This window comes from Bradyrhizobium sp. USDA 327 (genome assembly GCF_041262065.1).
Taxonomy (GTDB): Bacteria; Pseudomonadota; Alphaproteobacteria; order Rhizobiales; family Xanthobacteraceae; genus Bradyrhizobium; species Bradyrhizobium liaoningense.
Genome location: NZ_JBGCCW010000001.1, coordinates 7,987,865 through 8,005,035, shown reverse-complemented (window position 1 = coordinate 8,005,035; position 17,171 = coordinate 7,987,865). Strand labels below are relative to the sequence as shown.

Sequence of the window (17,171 nt, the reverse complement as noted above, 5' to 3'; positions counted from 1 at the left end):
GGTTAGAGGTCCGCGCCCGAATAGGAACAGTTGAACGACTTATTGCAGAGCGGGAAGTCGGCAATGATGTTGCCCTCGATTGCGGCTTCCAGCAGCGGCCACTGGAACCACGACGCGTCGCGCAGGTGGCAGCGTTCGACGCGCAACTCGCCATCGAGCCGCAACCACACCAGGACGTCGCCGCGGAAGGCCTCGGTGAGCGCCATGCCTTCACAGGCACCGCGGCCGATCCTGGGAGGCAGCGCGGTTTTGAGCCCTCCCGGCCCAAGTTGGTCGAGGATCTGCTCGATCAGTTCGATGCTCTGCTCGACCTCGCGGATTCGGATCCAGACCCGCGCGTTCACGTCACCGGCCTGTAGTACCGGCACCTCGAACGACAACGCGTCGTAAGGCGTGTAGGCAATCGCCCGCCGCGCATCGAAATCGCGGCCAGAGGCGCGGCCGACATAACCGCCGGCGCCAAACTGGCGCGCATATTCCGCCTTCACGATCCCCGTGGTGACGGTGCGGTCCTGCAACGACGCCGTGTTGTCATAGAGCTCGATCAAGCGCGGAAAGACCTTGCGTAGCTCCGCGAGCAGCGCCCGTAGCGCGGAAACGCCGTCCGGCGCGATGTCACGCATCACACCACCGGGCACGATGACGTCCATCATCAGGCGATGGCCGAACGCGACATTCGCAGCGCGCAAGCAACGCTCACGCAAAATGCCGGTCTGGGCATGCATCAGCGCGAACGACGCGTCGTTACAGATGGCTCCAATGTCGCCCAAATGATTGGCGAGCCGCTCCAGTTCCGCCATCAGCGCCCGCAAAAGGGCCGCTTGCCTCGGCGCCTCGATCTGCAGCGCCGCTTCCACGGCACACGCAAAGGCGAAGGCATAGGCGACGGCGCTGTCGCCGGAGGTGCGGTTGGCGAGCTTTGCCGCGGCCTCGAGGCTCGCGCCCTGCATCAGCGACTCGATGCCCTTGTGGGTGTAGCCGAGCCACTGCTCCAGCCGCACCACATGCTCGCCATTGGCGGTGAAGCGGAAATGGCCGGGCTCGATGATCCCGGCATGGACGGGGCCGACCGCCACCTGGTGCAACGCCTCACCCTCGACCGGAAGGAACTGGTATGGCCGCACGTCGCGCGATGCGTTGCGGCCGGAGAACGGATAGGATTTGCCCCAGGCATAGTGATCGAGCCATGGCCGCAGATCGTCAGCAGCCGTCGGAACAAGCCCGAACAGATCATGGATGGTCCGCTCCAGCCGAAGCGCCGGCGGGTGACGGCTGGCGACGCTTGGAAATGTGCCGGCCGTACACTCGTAAGTGACGACCGCGATCTCGGCCGAGCCTCCATCGAGCATCGCCATATGCACAGCGGTCGGCTCGCCCCAGAAGCCAAGCAGTGTGAGGCCTCCCTCGACCAGTCGATCGATCGCCGCCTGCCAGCCCGCCTCCGTCACGACCGCGCGCGGCCAGGGCTGGTGCGACAACACCGCATTGACATGGGGGATGCCGTCGAGGATGCCCATCGCTTACCCCAGAAGCTTGGCGACGTTCTGGAAGCCGGTGACCAGCACCGGCGGCAGATAGATCCCGGCCATCAGTACCAATCCGAGGTGCATGAACATCGGTACGTAGGAGGCTTCCGCGGGCGCGGTCTTGCCTTTGGGCTCGCCGAACATCACCTCGCCGACCCGCAAGAAGAGCCCGCCGAGTGCGATGATGATGCCGAGCACCAGGATCACCGTCAGCCAGGGGGCGCGGGCGAAAGTCGAGCTCACCACTAGAAACTCGCTCATGAAGATGCCGAGCGGCGGCAGCCCGACGATGGCGATGACGCCGAGCATCAGGCCCCAGCCGAGCACGGGGTTGGTCGTCGTGAGGCCGCCGATATCGGCGATCTTCTGGGTGCCCTTGACCTGTGCGATATGGCCGACGGCGAAGAAGATTGCCGACTTGGTCAGCGAATGCATGGTCATGTGCAACAGACCTGCGAAATTCGCGAGCGGCCCGCCCATGCCGAAGGCGAATACAATGATGCCCATATGCTCGATCGAGGAATAGGCGAACATCCGCTTGATGTCGCGGCGACGGTACAGCATCAGCGCCGCGAAGATCACCGAGATCAGGCCCATGGTCACCATCAGCGGACCCGGCGCGATCGCCTCGGAGTTGACCGCGAGCATCATCTTGAAACGCAGGAGCGCATAGAGCGCAACATTGAGCAGCAGGCCGGACAGCACCGCCGAGATCGGCGTCGGGCCCTCGGCATGCGCATCCGGCAGCCAGGCGTGCAACGGTGCGAGGCCAACCTTGGTACCGTAGCCCAGCAAGAGGAAGACGAAGGCGACGTTGAGCAACGCCGGGTCGAACTGTGCGGCGTGCTTCACCAGCACCGTCCATACCATGCCGTCCAGCCCCTCGCCCACCGCGGGACGCGCCGCCATGTAAACCAGGATCGTGCCGAACAGTGCGAGCGCGATGCCGACGCTACCGAGGATGAAATATTTCCAGGCGGCTTCCAGCGCCTCATGGGTGCGGTAGATGCCGACCATCAGCACGGTCGTCAACGTCGCCGTCTCGACCGCCACCCACATCAGGCCGATATTGTTGGCGACGAGCGCGAGGTTCATTGCGAACATCAGCATCTGATACATCGCGTGATAGAAACGCACGAAGGCCGGCGTCAGCCGCCCGATCTCGATCTCGTGGTGGATGTAGCTCGCGCTGAACACCGATGTCGTGAAGCCGACGAAGGTCGTCAGCACGATGAAAACCTTGTTGAGGTCGTCAAGCAGCAGATATTGCCCCGACGTCGGCTCGATCACGAACAGCGACAGCGAGGTGAGGAAGGTCGCGAGCGCCGCAACGACGTTGAGCTTCGCCGTCAGCACGTAGCCAGGCAGGATCGCGAGCAGCGCGGCCGAGATGACCGGGATCAGCAGGATCGCACCGAGCGCATCGATCGTCATCGCCGCTCTCCTCTGAAGCGATCGAGCGCCTGCACGTCCACGCTGTCAAAACGCTCGCGGATGCGGAACAGGAAGATGCCGATCACGATGAAGGCGATCAGCACCGAGAAGGCGACGCTGATCTCGACAACCAGCGGCATGCCCTTGGCGCCGGTCGCCGCCAGCACCAGCCCGTTCTCCAGCGACATGAAGCCGACCACCTGGCTCACGGCGTTGCGTCGCGTCACCATGATCAGGAGCCCGAGCAGCACACCACCGACAGCGCGAAGGCAAGGTCTTCGCGCGCGAGCGCGTCGGCGCCCGGGGTCACGCGCAGCATCACCACCATCGACAGCGCGACGAGGCCGATGCCGGCCATCATGGTCAGGCCCACGCCGATCACGTTCTCGATCTCGCGGTGGATGCCGAGTCGTCGGATGATCCGGTGCAGCGCCACCGGAATGATGATGGCCTTGAAGACCAGTGCGATCAGCGCCGTGACGTAGAGATGTGGCGCGTGCTGCACATAGGCCTGCCACGCCACCGACAGCGCCAACACGCCGGCATGCAGCGCATAGACATTGAGCAGCGCATAGAGCCGGTCCTGATAGAGCATCATGAAGCTCGCGAGCACCAGAGAGCCGGAGAGCAGATGGGCGATGTCGAATTGCAGGCTGCTCATCGCTACAGGCTCCCGGACACGAAGCGCAACAGGGTGGCAAGCAGCGCCAACATCAGCGCCGCGCCCAGGAACTCGGGGATCCTGAATACCCGCATCTTGGCGATCGACGTCTCGAACACGGCGAGCAGAAAGCCAAGGACCGCCAGCTTGCCGAAATAGAGCAGCGCGCCGGAAACGAGCCTCGCAACGCTCGCGTCCGCAGTCGCGGTGCTCCATGGCAGGAACACGCAGGCGATCAGCGAGACATAGAGCAGGAGCTTGAGCTGCGACGACAGGTCGATCAGCGCGAGATGCCGCCCCGAATATTCCAGCACCATGGCCTCATGCACCATGGTGAGCTCGAGATGGGTGGCTGGGTTATCGACGGGGATACGGGCATTCTCCGCCAGCGCCACGATGGTCAGTGCCACGAACGCCATGCCCAGCGACACACGCAGACCGACCGCGTCCGAGCCCATGAATTCGGCGACGTTGGAGAGCTGGGTCGAGCCTGCGATCATCGCGACGGAAAAGACGGTGATCAGCATCGCAGGCTCGGCGAGCGAGGCGATCATCACCTCGCGGCTGGAGCCGATGCCGCCGAAGGCGGTGCCGACGTCCATGCCGGCGAGCGCCTGGAAGAAACGCGCGCTGCCGAGCAGTGCGGTGATGGCGATGAGGTCGGCGCTCCAGGAGAACAACAGACCATTGCCGAAAGTCGGCACCAACGAGGCCGAGACCCAGGTTCCTGCGAACATCAGATAGGGAATGACGCGGAACAGCCAGGAGGCGTTGTCCGCGAGCACGACGTCCTTGCGCATCAGGCGGATGAGATCGCGATAGGGCTGCAAGAGCGGCGGACCGCGCCGACGCAACAGCCGCGCCTTCACCTTGCGGACGAAGCCGGTTAGCAATGGCGCAAGCAGCAGCACGAGGCACATCTGAACGCCTTGCGAGAGGAGGTCACGAAGCGCGGTCATAGCGCCACCACCAGGAGCAGCACGATCAACGCGGCGAAGACCAGAGTCAGGTAGCGGCGGATGGTGAGGAACTGCAGCATATTGACGCGCTCGGTCGCAACGCCAATCACCTTGGCGATCGGCGCGTAGAGCGCCTCCCAGATCAGGTCGCGCATCTCGACGGTGAACCGGGCCGGCGCAGGCGACAAGGGCTGCGGCATCTCGCCGATCTCGCGCGCAGCGAAGATCACGCTGCCGAACACGCGGCGGATCGGCTGCGAGAAGCTGGAGGCGGAGTACTGGATCGCGGGGTTCGGATCCGGATAGCCGCAATCCCAGGCCGGAGCGCGACGCAAGCGATCGGACGCCAGGCGATGAATGGCGGAGGCTGCGGCCATACCGCTGAGCGCCGCGAACAGAAACACCAAGAGGCCGTTATAGGAGCTGCGGCTCTGCGCGATCGGCACGATGGTCAGCCAGTCCAGTCCGGTCTGGTGCGGCATGACGTTGCCGACCATGGCCTCGCTCACCGGTGCGAGCGCGTCGATGAAGAGGCCGGGCAAGACGCCGGCGACAAAGCAGAGAGCGGCTAGCGCGAACATCGCGGCAAGCGAGAAGCGATCCGTTTCGTGCGCGGATGCGGCGACATCCGAACGGGGACGGCCGAGGAAGCTGATGCCGTAGAGTTTGACGAAACACGCCGCAGCGAACGCGGCGGCGAGCGCCAGCAGTCCGCCGACCGCCGGGATGATCAGCTTCAATCCCCAGTTCGGCAGTTGCGGTGAGAGCAGGATCGCCTGGAAGGTCAACCACTCCGAAACGAAGCCGTTGAACGGCGGCAATGCCGAGATCGCGACGCAGCCGACCAGTACCGCGAACGCCGTCTTCGGCATGCGATGGATCAGCCCGCCGAGCTTTTCCATGTCGCGCTCGCCGGTTGATCCCAGCACCGCACCGGCGCCGAAGAACAACAGGCTCTTGAACAGCGCATGGTTGAAGACGTGCAGCATCGCCGCGGTGAAAGCGAGCGCCGCCACCCAGTCGAGCCCTTCCGCCTTGAAAGCCAGCGCCAGCCCGAGGCCGGTGAAGATGATGCCGATATTCTCAATCGTTGAATAGGCCAGCACGCGCTTGATATCGCGCTGCATCAGCGCATAGAGCACGCCCAGCGTCGCCGTAGGGCCGCCGACCAGCAGCACGACCATGCTCCACCACCACACCGGTTCGGGCAGAAGATCAAAGACGATGCGCACGAAACCGTAGACGGCGACCTTGGTCATGACGCCACTCATGAGAGCAGAGACGTGGCTGGGTGCGGCGGGATGGGCGAGCGGCAGCCAAGCGTGCAACGGCACCAGGCCGGCCTTGGAGCCGGCGCCCAGCAGCACGAGGATCACAACCATGCCGGTCAGCGCAGCGGAAGGATGCGAGGCTCGGATCGCATCGAAATCGTAACCGGCGCCGCTCGCGAGCAGGCCGAAGGCGAGCAGCAGCGCCAGCGTGCCGAAACTCGCCATCAGAAGATAGACATAGCCGGCGCGGACATTCTCGACCTCCCGGTGATGCGACACGACCATCGCCCAGGAGGTCAGCGACATGAATTCCCAGGCGACCAGGAAGCTGAAGGCATCGTTTGCCAGCACGACGACATTCATCGCTGCGAGATAGGCGGGATAGAACGGCAGCACGCGTCCGGGGGAGTCCTCGTGCTGGCCGTAACCGAGCGCGAACAGGCTCGCAGCGACGCCGCCGAGATTAACGACGACGAGGAAGAAGGCGGACAGTGCATCTAGCCGGAAATGAGCACCGAGCCAGGGCAATCCGATCGGCAGTGTCACGCTCGGTGCCAGATGAGGGAAATAGAGCAGATCGGTCAGCGCCGTGACACATAGCGTCGATGTGGCGACCAGGCATCCGCCGTAAAGGATGATCGAGCCGCGCGGGCGCGTTGACAGCACGACTCCCGCAGGAGCCAGCGCCAGCAGAACCGCCACTGACCATAGCGCCACGGCGATCATGGCCACTCCTCGATCATGATCTGCGCGCGCGTCGCCATCGCTATTGGTCGCCTGCTCTCGGGGGTGGAGACTTCAGCCGCACCCCGCGGCCCCCGGCGCTCGACGCCGCCCCCTCGGCGATCAGCTCGATGCCGGCAACCGACAGCGCCTCGACCAGCTTCACCAGGGAGTCGACATTGCCGCGGATCACCCCTTCGGAGGCCTCCATGCGCTGGATCGTCGGCAGAGACAGCGAACAGCGCTGCGCGAGTTCGCGCTGGTCGATCCTGAGCAAGGCACGGGCGGCTCGAAGCTGCGCGGCGGTGATCACGGGGCAGGATGTCCCTGGCAGTTGCGGTGATCAATGAACCAAGCTTAGGGCGCATAAAATGACGTTTCAAGCATCATTTTCTACATGCGGCGCGTCATTCCGTTTGACTTCCTCGGAGCTCACGCCCTCGCACTCCGCCATCAGGCTCGTCCGTCATTCCGGGCGCGTGGGCGCGATCCTCAATGCGCAATTGCGCATCTGATGTCTGGTCCCAAGGGCGATACGTGCAAGTGCGGCGCGAAATTCCTGGATCGCGCGCGCACCCAAGAATGACTCTCCGCCTCAGAACTCGTTGGCGATCTTCGAGAGCATCCCGATCAGGGCCTCGCGGTTGGCCTGGCCGAGCAGATCGTTCAGCCGCGCCTCGTGCTTGGTGGCGACGAGCTTTTTCGCCCGCGCCAGCACGGCCTTGCCCTTGTCGGTCAGCACCAGGATGTGCGAGCGGCGGTCGTTGGTGGAGCGGATCCGCGCGCAAAGGTCGCGGCTTTCGAGATTGTCCAGCATGGCCACGAAGTTCGGCCGGAGGATGCCGAGCGTGGAGGCGATCTCGGTCTGGTTACGGCCAGGGTTCTTCTCGACCAGGAGCAGGACCGAGAACTGCGCCGGCGTCAGCTGGAGCGAGGCCATGCAGCGCAGAAAGTTCTCGAACACCTTGAGCTGGGCCCGCTTCAGGACGTAGCCGAGCTGTTCGGAGAGCTCGCCCAGCTGGAGCGCTTCGGCTTGCACCTCGCCCGCTTCCTTGCGGCCCTTGGCCGCGTCGGCCGGTTTTTCGGAGGACTTTTCAGCGGTTTTGGAAACGGTCATCGCCTCGTGCTCGTAATCCCGCTAAATTCGGGACGGGTCGTTCCCCACCCTTGATGTTATATTTGATAATTGTTATGGACCATATCAAATATCGTCAGCGTATTTCAATGGCTGTGAGGGGACCATCCACCGCAATTGCGGAGACCGGTCCTCAATCTTGAGGGGGAGCGTCCGGTCTTGAATACCACCATCATGCTGTTCCTGGTGCAGGACGGCATCACCAATGGCGCGATCTACGCGCTGCTCGGCCTGGCGCTGGTGCTGGTGTTCGCCGTCACCCGCGTCATCCTCATTCCCCAGGGCGAATTCGTCACCTACGGCGCGCTGACCTATGCCTCGCTGGCCGCGGGCCAGATGCCGGGCACGGCCAAGCTCGCGCTCGCGCTCGGCATCGGCGCCTTCGCCTTCGACCTGTTCGTGGCGCGCAAGGCGCTGCATGCGCGGCTGATCGTGCGCAGCCTCATCACCAACATCGTGCTGCCGGCCATCGTGCTGGGGTTGACGCTTTACTTCGCCGCGCAGAAGCCGCCGGTCGCGGTCTGCATCGCGCTGTCGCTGGTGATCGTCGCGATGATCGGCCTCTATCTCTACCGCATCGCGTTCCAGCCGCTGGCGCACACCTCGGTGCTGGTGCTGCTGATTGCGTCCGTCGGTGTCCATCTCGCGCTGCAGGGGCTGGGCCTGCTGTTCTTCGGCGCCGAGGGGCAGCGCGGGCCTGCCGTGCTGTCCGGCGCCTTCACTGCCGGCGCGCTACGCTTCACCGGCCAGAGCATCACCGTCTACGCCATCACCATCGCCTTCATCGTCGGGCTCTGGCTGTTCTTCGGCCTGACGCTCTACGGCAAGGCGCTGCGCGCGACCGCCGTGAACCGGCTGGGAGCGCGGCTCGCCGGCATCCGCACCACGCTGTCCGGGCAGATCGCCTTCCTGCTGGCGTCGGTCATCGGCGCGCTGTCGGGCATCCTGATCGTGCCGATCACGACTCTCTACTATGACAGCGGCTTCCTGATCGGCCTGAAGGGTTTCGTCGCCGCGATCATCGGCGGGCTCGTCAGCTATCCCCTCACCGCCGTCGCGGCGCTGGTCGTCGGCATCGTCGAGGCGTTCTCGTCCTTCTATGCCTCCAACTACAAGGAGGTCATCGTCTTCATGCTGCTGATCCCCGTGCTGCTGCTGCGCTCGCTCGCCGCACCCGCGGTCGAGGAAGAGAAGGACTGACGCCAAGATGCAGAGCCGGCTTCCCATCCTCGTCTTCGCAGCTCTCATGGCGGCAATCCCGTTCGTCCCGGGCATGCCGCCGTTCTGGATCGTGCTGCTCGACAATATCGGTCTTGCGGCGCTGGTCGCGATGGGCCTCGTGCTGCTGACCGGGGTCGGCGGCCTGACCTCCTTCGGACAAGCGGCCTTCGTCGGCTTCGGCGCCTACACCACCGCGGTGCTGTCGACGACCTACGGCCTGTCGCCGTGGCTGACGCTGCCGCTGTCGCTCGTGGTCAGCGGATCGCTGGCGGTTCTGCTCGGGCTGATCACCGTCCGCCTCTCCGGCCATTATCTGCCGCTCGGCACGCTCGCCTGGGGGCTCGGGCTGTTCTATCTCTTCAGCAAGCTGGAGTTCCTGGGTCGTAACGACGGCATCTCGGCGATCCCACCGCTGTCGATCGGCACGTTCAAGATGCTCTCGCCGGGCTCGATCTATTACGCGATCTGGATCGCCGTGATCCTCTCGGCCCTGCTGACGATGAACCTCCTGGACTCCCGCACCGGCCGTGCCATCCGCGCGCTGCGGCGCGGCCATATCGCGGCGGAAGCCTTTGGCGTGCACACGCCACGCGCCAAGCTGCTGGTGTTCATCCATGCCGCCGTGCTCGCCGGTCTTTCGGGGTGGCTCTACGCCCATCTCCAGCGCGCGGTGAACCCGACGCCGTTCGGCGCGCATATGGGCATCGAATATCTCTTCATCGCCGTGGTCGGCGGCGCCGGCTATGTCTGGGGCGGCGTCCTGGGCGCGGCGATCGTCGTCGTGCTGAAAGAGGTGCTGCAAAGCTATCTGCCGCTGATCCTGCCGGGCTCCGGCCAGGTCGAGACCATCGTGTTCGGCATCATGCTGGTGGCGCTGCTGCAGCTCGCGCCGGGCGGCCTCTGGCCGTGGCTGATGTCGTTCCTGCCCGAGCGCTCCAGCGGCAAGAAGCCCGACACCTCGCTGAAGCTTGGGCACCGCACCCGCGCGCCCGGCGAGGCCGGTGTGCTGCTCCAGGTCGAGAAGGCGCGGAAGCAGTTCGGCGGCGTGGTCGCGGTCAACAACGTCTCCTTCGACGTCCGGGCCCGTGAGATCGTCGCGCTGATCGGCCCGAACGGAGCCGGCAAGAGCACGACGTTCAACCTGATCACCGGCGTGCTGTCGGCGACCTCGGGCTCGATCTCGGTGCTGGGCAGGAAGGTCGACAACGCGCCGCCGCAGGAGATCGTCAAGCTCGGCATCAGCAGGACCTTCCAGCACGTCAAGCTCGTCCCCGACATGACCGTGCTGGAGAACGTCGCGATCGGCGCGCATCTGCGCGGCCATTCCGGCCCCGTGTCCTCGATGCTGCGGCTCGACCGCGCCGATGAGGCGAAGCTGCTCGCCGAGGCCGCCCGCCAGATCGAGCGCGTCGGCCTCACCGAGCAGATGCACCAGCTCGCAGGCAGCCTCTCGCTCGGCCAGCAGCGCATCGTCGAGATCGCCCGCGCGCTCTGCGTCGATCCTATGCTGCTGCTGCTCGACGAGCCGGCCGCGGGCCTGCGCCACATGGAGAAGCAGCGGCTCGCGACGCTGCTGCGCGAGCTGCGCGACGGCGGCATGAGCGTGCTCCTGGTCGAGCATGACATGGGCTTCGTCATGAATCTCGCCGACCGCATCGTGGTGCTCGATTTCGGCACCAAGATCGCGGAGGGTACCCCCGCCACGATCAAGACCAATCCCGAAGTGATCAAGGCCTATCTCGGAGTGGCGGCATGAGCGCGCTGTTGTCCGTCACCGACGCGCATGTCGCCTATGGCAAGGTCGAGGCGGTGCGTTCGGTCTCGCTCGAGGTCGGGGCCAACGAGATCGTCACCATCGTCGGTGCCAACGGCGCCGGCAAGACCACGTTGCTTTCGGCCATCATGGGCATTCTGCCACTGAAGGGCCGCGTCGCCTTTGCCGGCCAGGATCTCGGCCGGCTCGACATCGAGGACCACGTCGCGATGGGACTCGGCCTCGTCCCCGAGCACCGCGAATTGTTCGTGACCATGAATGTCGAGGACAATCTCGAGCTGGGTGCCTTTCGCATCGAGCGCAGCCGGGCGAAAGCCTCGATGGAGCGGGTCTACACGCTGTTCCCGCGGCTGAAGGAGCGGCGCAAGCAGCTTGCCGGCACGCTCTCCGGCGGCGAGCAGCAGATGCTCGCGATGGGCCGCGCGCTGATGGGCGAGCCAAAGCTCCTGATGCTGGACGAGCCGAGCCTCGGCCTCGCGCCGATCATCGTCGCCGACATTTTCCGTATCGTCACCGAGCTGCGCGCCGCCGGCGTCTCGGTGCTGCTGGTCGAGCAGAACGCGCAGGCCGCGCTGAAGATCGCGGACCAGGCCTATGTGATGGAGCTCGGCGAATTCGTTCTCAGCGGCAAGGCCAGCGACATCGCGGCTAACGAGCGCGTCGCCGCGAGCTATCTCGGCTTCCAGCACGAAGGCGAGAGTGCAGTCTAGCTCTTCTTACCCTCCCCTGGAGGGGGAGGGTCGGCTCACATTGAGCGCAGCGAAATGTGAGACGGGGTGGGGTGACAGTCTCTCCACCTCGAACGATGCCCGCGTGGAGAGATCACCCCACCCCGCTCGCGCTTCGCGCGATCGACCCTCCCCCTCCAGGGGAGGGTATGCGCGCAGCGTCTTACGTAGCTTGGCTCGCCGCCTTCTCCCCCTTCAACGCCGCGATCTCCGCTTCCAGCTCCGCGATCCTCGCGTCCCGAGCCGCCAGCGCCGCCGCCACATCGCCCGCGTCGAATTTCTGCGGGATGTGCTGGGGGCAGTTGGTGTCCCAGGCGGCGATCTTGAACAGGATCACCTGCTCCGGCCGCGCGCGGTAGCCTTTCGGCATCAGCGAGGTCGTCAGCGCTTCGTCGTCCTCGACCACCCGCGCCTCGCCCCAGATCTTCACGCGGCGGCGATGCGCGTAGTCCATCACGAAGATGTAGGCCTTGGAGTTCTCCGCCAAATTGCCTTGCGTGATGAACTGCTGGTTGCCGGCATAGTCCACGAAGGCCAGCGTCTGCTTGTCGAGCACCTTGAGAAACCCCTTCGGTCCGCCGCGGTGCTGGATGTAAGGCTGGCCGTCCGCCGAAGCGGTAGCGAAATAGAAGCTGTTGGCCTCGGCCAGGAAGGCTTCGAGGTTCTCGTCGACCTCGGTGCGCCATCCGCGTTGCTCACTCCGCGCATAGGCCTCCCGCGAGCCCTTGCGCGCCTGGATCGCCTTCACCGCCGGCGAGAAGGCGACGTCGCTGGCATAGGTATGGGCTGCTGTCGTCATCGGAACGGCTCCTGAAAATTCCGGCGCATTCCTGCGTCTTTCCTGACATAAAATAGACTTGCCAGCCGTTAGAACAATCTGGCCGCTTGACACTTCATCATTGCAATTTATGCAATAATCCCATGGACCGGCTCGAAGCCATGCACGTGTTCGTCACCGTCGCCGATCTGCGCGGCTTCGCGCCGGCGGCGCGCAAGCTGCGCCTGTCGCCCTCGGCGGTGACGCGGATGATCGCGGCGCTGGAGGAGCACCTCGGCGCGCGGCTGTTGCAGCGAACCACGCGGCAGGTGACACTGACCGATGTGGGCACGCGCTATCTCGAGCGCGCCAGGCGCATCCTCGCCGATGTCGAGGAGGCCGACGGCTCGGCGCGGCAGGAGCGCAACCGGCCGAGCGGGCGGCTGGTGGTGTCGGCGCCGGTCGGCTTCGGCCGGCTGCATGTCGGGCCGGTCATGACCGCCTATCTCAAGCGCTATCCCGAGGTCGCCTGCGAACTCAGGCTGTCGGATCATCTGGTCAACCTCGTCGAGGACGCCGTCGATGCCGCGGTGCGGATCGGCCATCTCGCCGATTCCTCGCTCGTCGCGCGCCAGGTCGGCGAGATGCGGCGGATCGTGGTGGCCGCGCCCGGCTATCTGAAGCGCCATGGCGAGCCGAAGACGCCGGAGGCCCTTCGCGAGCACCAGACCATCCAGTTCGGCCCTTGGTCAGAATGGCGCTTTCAGCACGACGGCCGCGACATCGAGGTCATGCCGACCCCACGCTTCATCAGCAACAGCGCCGACGCGGCGCTGCAATATGCCGAGGCCGGCGGCGGCGTGACGCGGGTACTGGCCTATCAGGCCGCGGAAGGACTGAAGCGCGGTCGGCTAAAAATAGTACTGGCGGACTACGAGCAGCCGGCACTGCCGATCCACATCGTCTACCCGACCTCGCGCCTGCTCTCGGCCAAGGTGCGGGCGTTCGTCGATCTCGTGGTGGAGACGGCGGAGTGGAGGTTCGGGTAGGTGCATGTCCCGGACGCGTCGCGAAGCGGCGCAGCGCCGGGACCCAGACGGCTGCGCTGTATCATGTGGATAGATGGGCCCCGGCTCAGCAGCGCATCACTGCGTGCTGCGCTGCGTCCGGGGCGCGAGACCGCTCACCCCTTCTTCGGCACCACGCGGAACGTCCCGCTCGCCCGCGCGATCACGGCATCGTCCGCCTTCACCAAGCACTGCGCGAAGCAGATCGTGGAGCCGGTCTTGATGGCCTCGCCCTCGACCGCAAGCCATTGGCCGATCCCGGCGGCGCCGACATAGTCGACCGACAGCGAGATGGTGACGAATGACGTCGTCCAGCCCGTCGCCTGCGCGCAGCTGTAGCCCATGGCGGCATCGGCCAGCGCCGCGATCAGCCCGCCATGAATCAGCCCGCGCGCATTGGTGTGCGGCGTCGCCAGCCGCAATCCGATGGTAACGCCCCTCGCGAACTTCTTCGAATAGAGCGGCTCCCAGGGATCGGTGAGCGGGGATTTGCGGAAATGCGGCTCGAAGCCGGCGGGAACGTCGATGGAGGTCATGGCTGTCTCGCGTTGCTGGTTGCCGGCATTGAACGCGATGTGGATGACGGTTGCATCAATTACAAAGTTTCAAACGGAATTTGCGCGGGCGTTTGAAACAGGCGCACCGCAAGCACAGATTCCGTAGGGTGGGCAAAGGCGCAACGCGCCGTGCCTACCATTTCACTCCGTTCAGACCGAAGTGGTGGGCACGCTTCGCTTTGCCCACCCTACGACACCATCTTAGAACGGCAGCCCGACGTAGTTCTCCGACAGCGACGTCATCGCGGCCTGCGACTGCGTGACGTAGTCGAGCTCGGCGAGCTGGATGCGCGCGCCGATGGTGCCGGTGTCGGGGAATTTGTGCAGCATCGAGGTCATCCACCAGGAGAACCGCACGGCTTTCCAGACGCGTGCCAGCGCCTTGGCGGAATAGGCGTCGAGGCCGGCGCTGGATTTCTCGTCGTAGAACTCGCGCAGCGCGCTCGACAGATAATGCGCGTCGCTGGCGGCGAGGTTCAATCCCTTGGCGCCGGTCGGCGGCACGATGTGGGCGGCGTCGCCGCACAGGAACATCCGGCCGAAGCGCATCGGCTCGGCGACGAAGCTGCGCAGCGGCGCGATGCTCTTCTCGATCGACGGGCCCGTGACGAGGCTGTCGGCCGCCTCCTGGTCGAGCCGGCGCTTCAATTCGTCCCAGAAGCGGTCGTCCGGCCATTGGTCGACGTGGTCGTCGAGCGCGCATTGCACATAGTAACGGCTGCGTTTGGTCGAGCGCATGGTGCACAGCGCAAAGCCGCGGGCGTGATTGGAATAGATCAACTCATGGCTGACCGGCGGGGTGTCGGACAAGATGCCGAGCCAGCCGAACGGGTAGACCCGCTCGAACTCCTCGATCGCCGAAGACGGGACGCTGGCGCGGCTGACGCCGTGGAAACCGTCGCAGCCGGCGATGAAATCGCAATCGATCGTGTGGGTGACGCCGTCTTTGACATAGGTCACGCGCGGGTGACTGCCGTCGAAATCATGCGGCTGCACATCCCTGGCCTCGTAGACGGAGATAAGACCAGCGGCCTTCCTCGCATTCATCAGGTCCAGCGTGACCTCGGTCTGGCCATAGATCATCACCGTCTTGCCGGTTGCGCCCTTCATGTCGATGCGGTGACGGCGGCCGGAGAAGGCGAGCTCGATGCCCTCGTGCACCAGGCCTTCAGCATGTGCCCGCGCGCCGGCGCCGACCTGGTCGAGCAGTGCGACGGTTCCTTCCTCCAGGAGACCTGCGCGGATTCGGCCGAGCACGTAATCCGGGCTCTGCCGCTCCAGGATGACGTTGTCGATGCCGTATGTGTGCAGCAGTTGCCCGAGCAACAATCCGGCCGGCCCGGCTCCGATGATTGCGACTTTTGTCCGCAATACTTGCTCCTTCCGATCCTGTAGGCTTTCGTCGCGGGTCGCTTGTCGCCTCGCTCCGCGCAGGATACTTATATCATATAACGGTTGGGAAGAAGGGAGGGCGTTCGCCGCAGCGCGACAAATCCATGCAACATGGATGATGTAGACGGCGCGGCGAGGTGCGCGCCAGTTTCCGGCTTGAACGCGCCGGCCAATTAGATAACATGTTAATTAACGAGACCGGGCCATCGAAGCCCGCCGTCAAAAACAGGGAGAGACGCGTGATGAGAAAAGCCTGTCTGGCGTTGCTGCTGGCAGCAAGCGTGAGCCCAGCGTTCGCGCAGGAGAAGACCTTCGATCTGAAGATCTCGCACTGGGTCCCGGCCTCGCATCCGCTGCAGAAATCACTGGAGGACTGGGCCGCCGCAGTCGAGAAGGATTCCGGCGGCACCATCAAGGGCAAGGTGTTTCCGGCCCAGCAGCTCGGCAAGGCGTTCGACCATTACGACATGGCGCGCGACGGCATCGCCGATGTCACCTATGTCAACCCCGGCTATCAGCCCGGTCGCTTCCCGATCATCGGCGCAGGCGAGCTGCCCTTCCTGATCTCGGACGCCAAGGGCGGCTCGATGGGGCTCGACGCCTGGTATCGCAAATATGCCGAGAAGGAGATGAAGGACGTCAAATACTGTCTCGCCTTCGTCCACTCGCCCTCCTCGTTCCACTCCCGCACCAAGAAGATCGTCAACCCTGAGGACGTGAAGGGCCTGAAGATCCGCCCCGCTCATGCCACCATGGCGAATTTCGTCACTTCGCTCGGCGGCACCAATGTGCAGTCCTCCGCACCCGAAGTGCGCGACATCATCGAGCGCGGCGTCGCCGACGGCGTCACCTTCCCCTGGGGCTCCCTGGTGCTGTTCGGCATCGACAAAGTGACCAAATACGACATGGAGGCGCCGCTCTACACCACGACCTTCGTATTCGTGATCAACAAGGACAAGTACAATGCGATGTCCGACAAGCAGAAGGCCGCGATCGACAAGAATTGCACGGTCGAGATGGCGGGCGCGGTCGGCGAGCACTGGGGCAAGTTCGAGGATGCCGGCATCGCCAAGGTGAAGGCGGAGTCCGGCCACGAGGTCTACAAGCTGACGGCCGAGCAGACCGCCGCCTGGAAGAAGGCCGCCGAGCCGCTGGTCAAGACCTGGAGCGATAATGCCAAGAAGGCCGGCGCCGATCCCGATGCGGCGCTCGCGGACCTGAAGGCATCGCTGAAGAAGTACAACGCGCTGGCGGAGTGACGCCCAGCAGCGGCCACGCGCTCACTGCACCTCTCCCGCTCGCGGGGGAGGTCGGCGCGAGGCGCCGGGTGGGGGCTCTCTCCGCTCGGGACGTCTTTCTGTGGAGGCGCCCCACTCCAACCCTCCCCCGCAAGCGGGAGAGGGAGCGCAGCACCGCTGTGGATGCAACTCGCACTCATCTTGAACAGGACCACCCCATGAAGCGCTCCTGGATGGATCGCGTGATCGACTCGATCGAATGGATCGCGGCCGGCTTCGTCGGCATCGTCGCGCTCGACATTTTCCTGTCGGTGCTGCTGCGCAACACGCTGAACTATTCGATCCCCGACAGTTTCGACATCGGCCGCATGCTGCTCGGCATCCTCATTTTCTGGGGCATCGCGGCGACCTCCTATCGCGGCACTCACATCACGGTGGACCTGGTCTGGGGCAATGTCGGCCCGCGCTATCAGCGCTGGATCGACGTGTTCGCGACGCTGGTGCTGCTGTTCGTCGTCACCGTGCAGACCTGGACGCTGTTCGACAAGGTGCGCGGCACCTACAACGACAACGTCCAGACCTTCGACCTGCACATGCCGACATGGCCCTTCTTTCTCGTCGCCTGGATCGGCGACGTCTGCGCCGTGCTGCTGATCGCGATCCGCACCTACCGGCTGATCTTCCATCCCGAAGAGATGCACGACCCCAAGATCAAGGCGACGGAGTAA

At 64.8% G+C, this 17,171-nt stretch carries 15 protein-coding genes and 1 pseudogene; 6 read left to right on the top strand and 10 right to left on the bottom strand.

What is annotated here, in order from left to right; genetic code table 11:
- Positions 1-2: 2 nt before the first annotated feature.
- From ABIA42_RS37760 to ABIA42_RS37730, 7 genes and pseudogenes are all read right to left on the bottom strand, one after another.
- Positions 3-1,517, bottom strand: a complete 1,515-nt coding sequence (locus ABIA42_RS37760; RefSeq protein WP_370115942.1) for an NADH-quinone oxidoreductase subunit C — start codon at positions 1,515-1,517, stop codon at positions 3-5.
- A 3-nt stretch (positions 1,518-1,520) separates the two neighbouring features.
- The gene (locus ABIA42_RS37755; protein ID WP_370115943.1) at positions 1,521-2,960 is read right to left on the bottom strand and encodes a hydrogenase 4 subunit F; all 1,440 of its coding nucleotides are present in this window, start codon (positions 2,958-2,960) and stop codon (positions 1,521-1,523) included.
- Positions 2,957-3,621: pseudogene (locus ABIA42_RS37750) on the bottom strand (hydrogenase-4 component E). The gene ABIA42_RS37755 and the pseudogene ABIA42_RS37750 overlap by 4 nt, the downstream one beginning before the upstream one ends.
- A 2-nt stretch (positions 3,622-3,623) precedes the next feature.
- Positions 3,624-4,580 carry a respiratory chain complex I subunit 1 family protein gene (locus ABIA42_RS37745; RefSeq protein WP_035695233.1) on the bottom strand — a complete coding sequence of 319 codons (957 nt, stop codon included), beginning with the start codon at positions 4,578-4,580 and terminating at the stop codon, positions 3,624-3,626.
- Entirely contained in the window at positions 4,577-6,583 is a 2,007-nt protein-coding gene (gene hyfB, locus ABIA42_RS37740; RefSeq protein WP_370115945.1) for a hydrogenase 4 subunit B, read from the bottom strand. Before hyfB ends, ABIA42_RS37745 begins: the two co-directional genes overlap by 4 nt.
- Before the next feature lie 34 nt (positions 6,584-6,617).
- Positions 6,618-6,887, bottom strand: a complete 270-nt coding sequence (locus ABIA42_RS37735) for a helix-turn-helix domain-containing protein (protein ID WP_271529836.1) — start codon at positions 6,885-6,887, stop codon at positions 6,618-6,620.
- A 282-nt stretch (positions 6,888-7,169) separates the two neighbouring features.
- Positions 7,170-7,691: a MarR family winged helix-turn-helix transcriptional regulator gene (locus ABIA42_RS37730; RefSeq protein ID WP_271529837.1), complete on the bottom strand. Its 522-nt coding sequence runs from the start codon at positions 7,689-7,691 to the stop codon at positions 7,170-7,172.
- Positions 7,692-7,868: 177 nt separating this feature from the next.
- Here ABIA42_RS37730 and ABIA42_RS37725 point away from each other — a divergent pair, with 177 nt between their 5' ends.
- The 3 genes from ABIA42_RS37725 to ABIA42_RS37715 are packed head-to-tail and all read left to right on the top strand — an operon-like array spanning position 7,869 to position 11,414.
- Entirely contained in the window at positions 7,869-8,909 is a 1,041-nt protein-coding gene (locus ABIA42_RS37725) for a branched-chain amino acid ABC transporter permease (RefSeq protein ID WP_370115946.1), read from the top strand.
- A gap of 7 nt (positions 8,910-8,916) precedes the next feature.
- Positions 8,917-10,686, top strand: a complete 1,770-nt coding sequence (locus ABIA42_RS37720) for an ATP-binding cassette domain-containing protein (protein ID WP_370143727.1) — start codon at positions 8,917-8,919, stop codon at positions 10,684-10,686.
- Positions 10,683-11,414: an ABC transporter ATP-binding protein gene (locus tag ABIA42_RS37715; protein ID WP_370115948.1), complete on the top strand. Its 732-nt coding sequence runs from the start codon at positions 10,683-10,685 to the stop codon at positions 11,412-11,414. The genes ABIA42_RS37720 and ABIA42_RS37715 overlap by 4 nt, the downstream gene beginning before the upstream one ends.
- Before the next feature lie 181 nt (positions 11,415-11,595).
- Here the strand turns inward: ABIA42_RS37715 and ABIA42_RS37710 are convergent, their stop codons facing one another.
- Positions 11,596-12,231: a pyridoxamine 5'-phosphate oxidase family protein gene (locus tag ABIA42_RS37710; RefSeq protein WP_370115949.1), complete on the bottom strand. Its 636-nt coding sequence runs from the start codon at positions 12,229-12,231 to the stop codon at positions 11,596-11,598.
- Positions 12,232-12,353: 122 nt separating this feature from the next.
- On the opposite strand from ABIA42_RS37710, the gene ABIA42_RS37705 reads away from it, so the two are divergent.
- Positions 12,354-13,238 carry a LysR family transcriptional regulator gene (locus tag ABIA42_RS37705; RefSeq protein ID WP_370115950.1) on the top strand — a complete coding sequence of 295 codons (885 nt, stop codon included), beginning with the start codon at positions 12,354-12,356 and terminating at the stop codon, positions 13,236-13,238.
- Between the two features lie 134 nt (positions 13,239-13,372).
- Here the strand turns inward: ABIA42_RS37705 and ABIA42_RS37700 are convergent, their stop codons facing one another.
- A complete protein-coding gene (locus ABIA42_RS37700; RefSeq protein ID WP_271529847.1) occupies positions 13,373-13,792 on the bottom strand; it encodes a PaaI family thioesterase in 420 nt (139 codons plus the stop codon).
- Between the two features lie 222 nt (positions 13,793-14,014).
- Complete coding sequence (gene pobA, locus ABIA42_RS37695; RefSeq protein ID WP_370115952.1) at positions 14,015-15,184, bottom strand: 4-hydroxybenzoate 3-monooxygenase; 1,170 nt, start codon at positions 15,182-15,184, stop codon at positions 14,015-14,017.
- 263 nt (positions 15,185-15,447) lie between these two features.
- Between pobA and ABIA42_RS37690 the strand changes: the two genes are divergently transcribed.
- Positions 15,448-16,464 (top strand): TRAP transporter substrate-binding protein, encoded by a 1,017-nt coding sequence (locus tag ABIA42_RS37690; RefSeq protein WP_271529850.1) that lies wholly within the window; start codon positions 15,448-15,450, stop codon positions 16,462-16,464.
- Positions 16,465-16,661: 197 nt separating this feature from the next.
- A complete protein-coding gene (locus ABIA42_RS37685) occupies positions 16,662-17,171 on the top strand; it encodes a TRAP transporter small permease (protein WP_028180703.1) in 510 nt (169 codons plus the stop codon).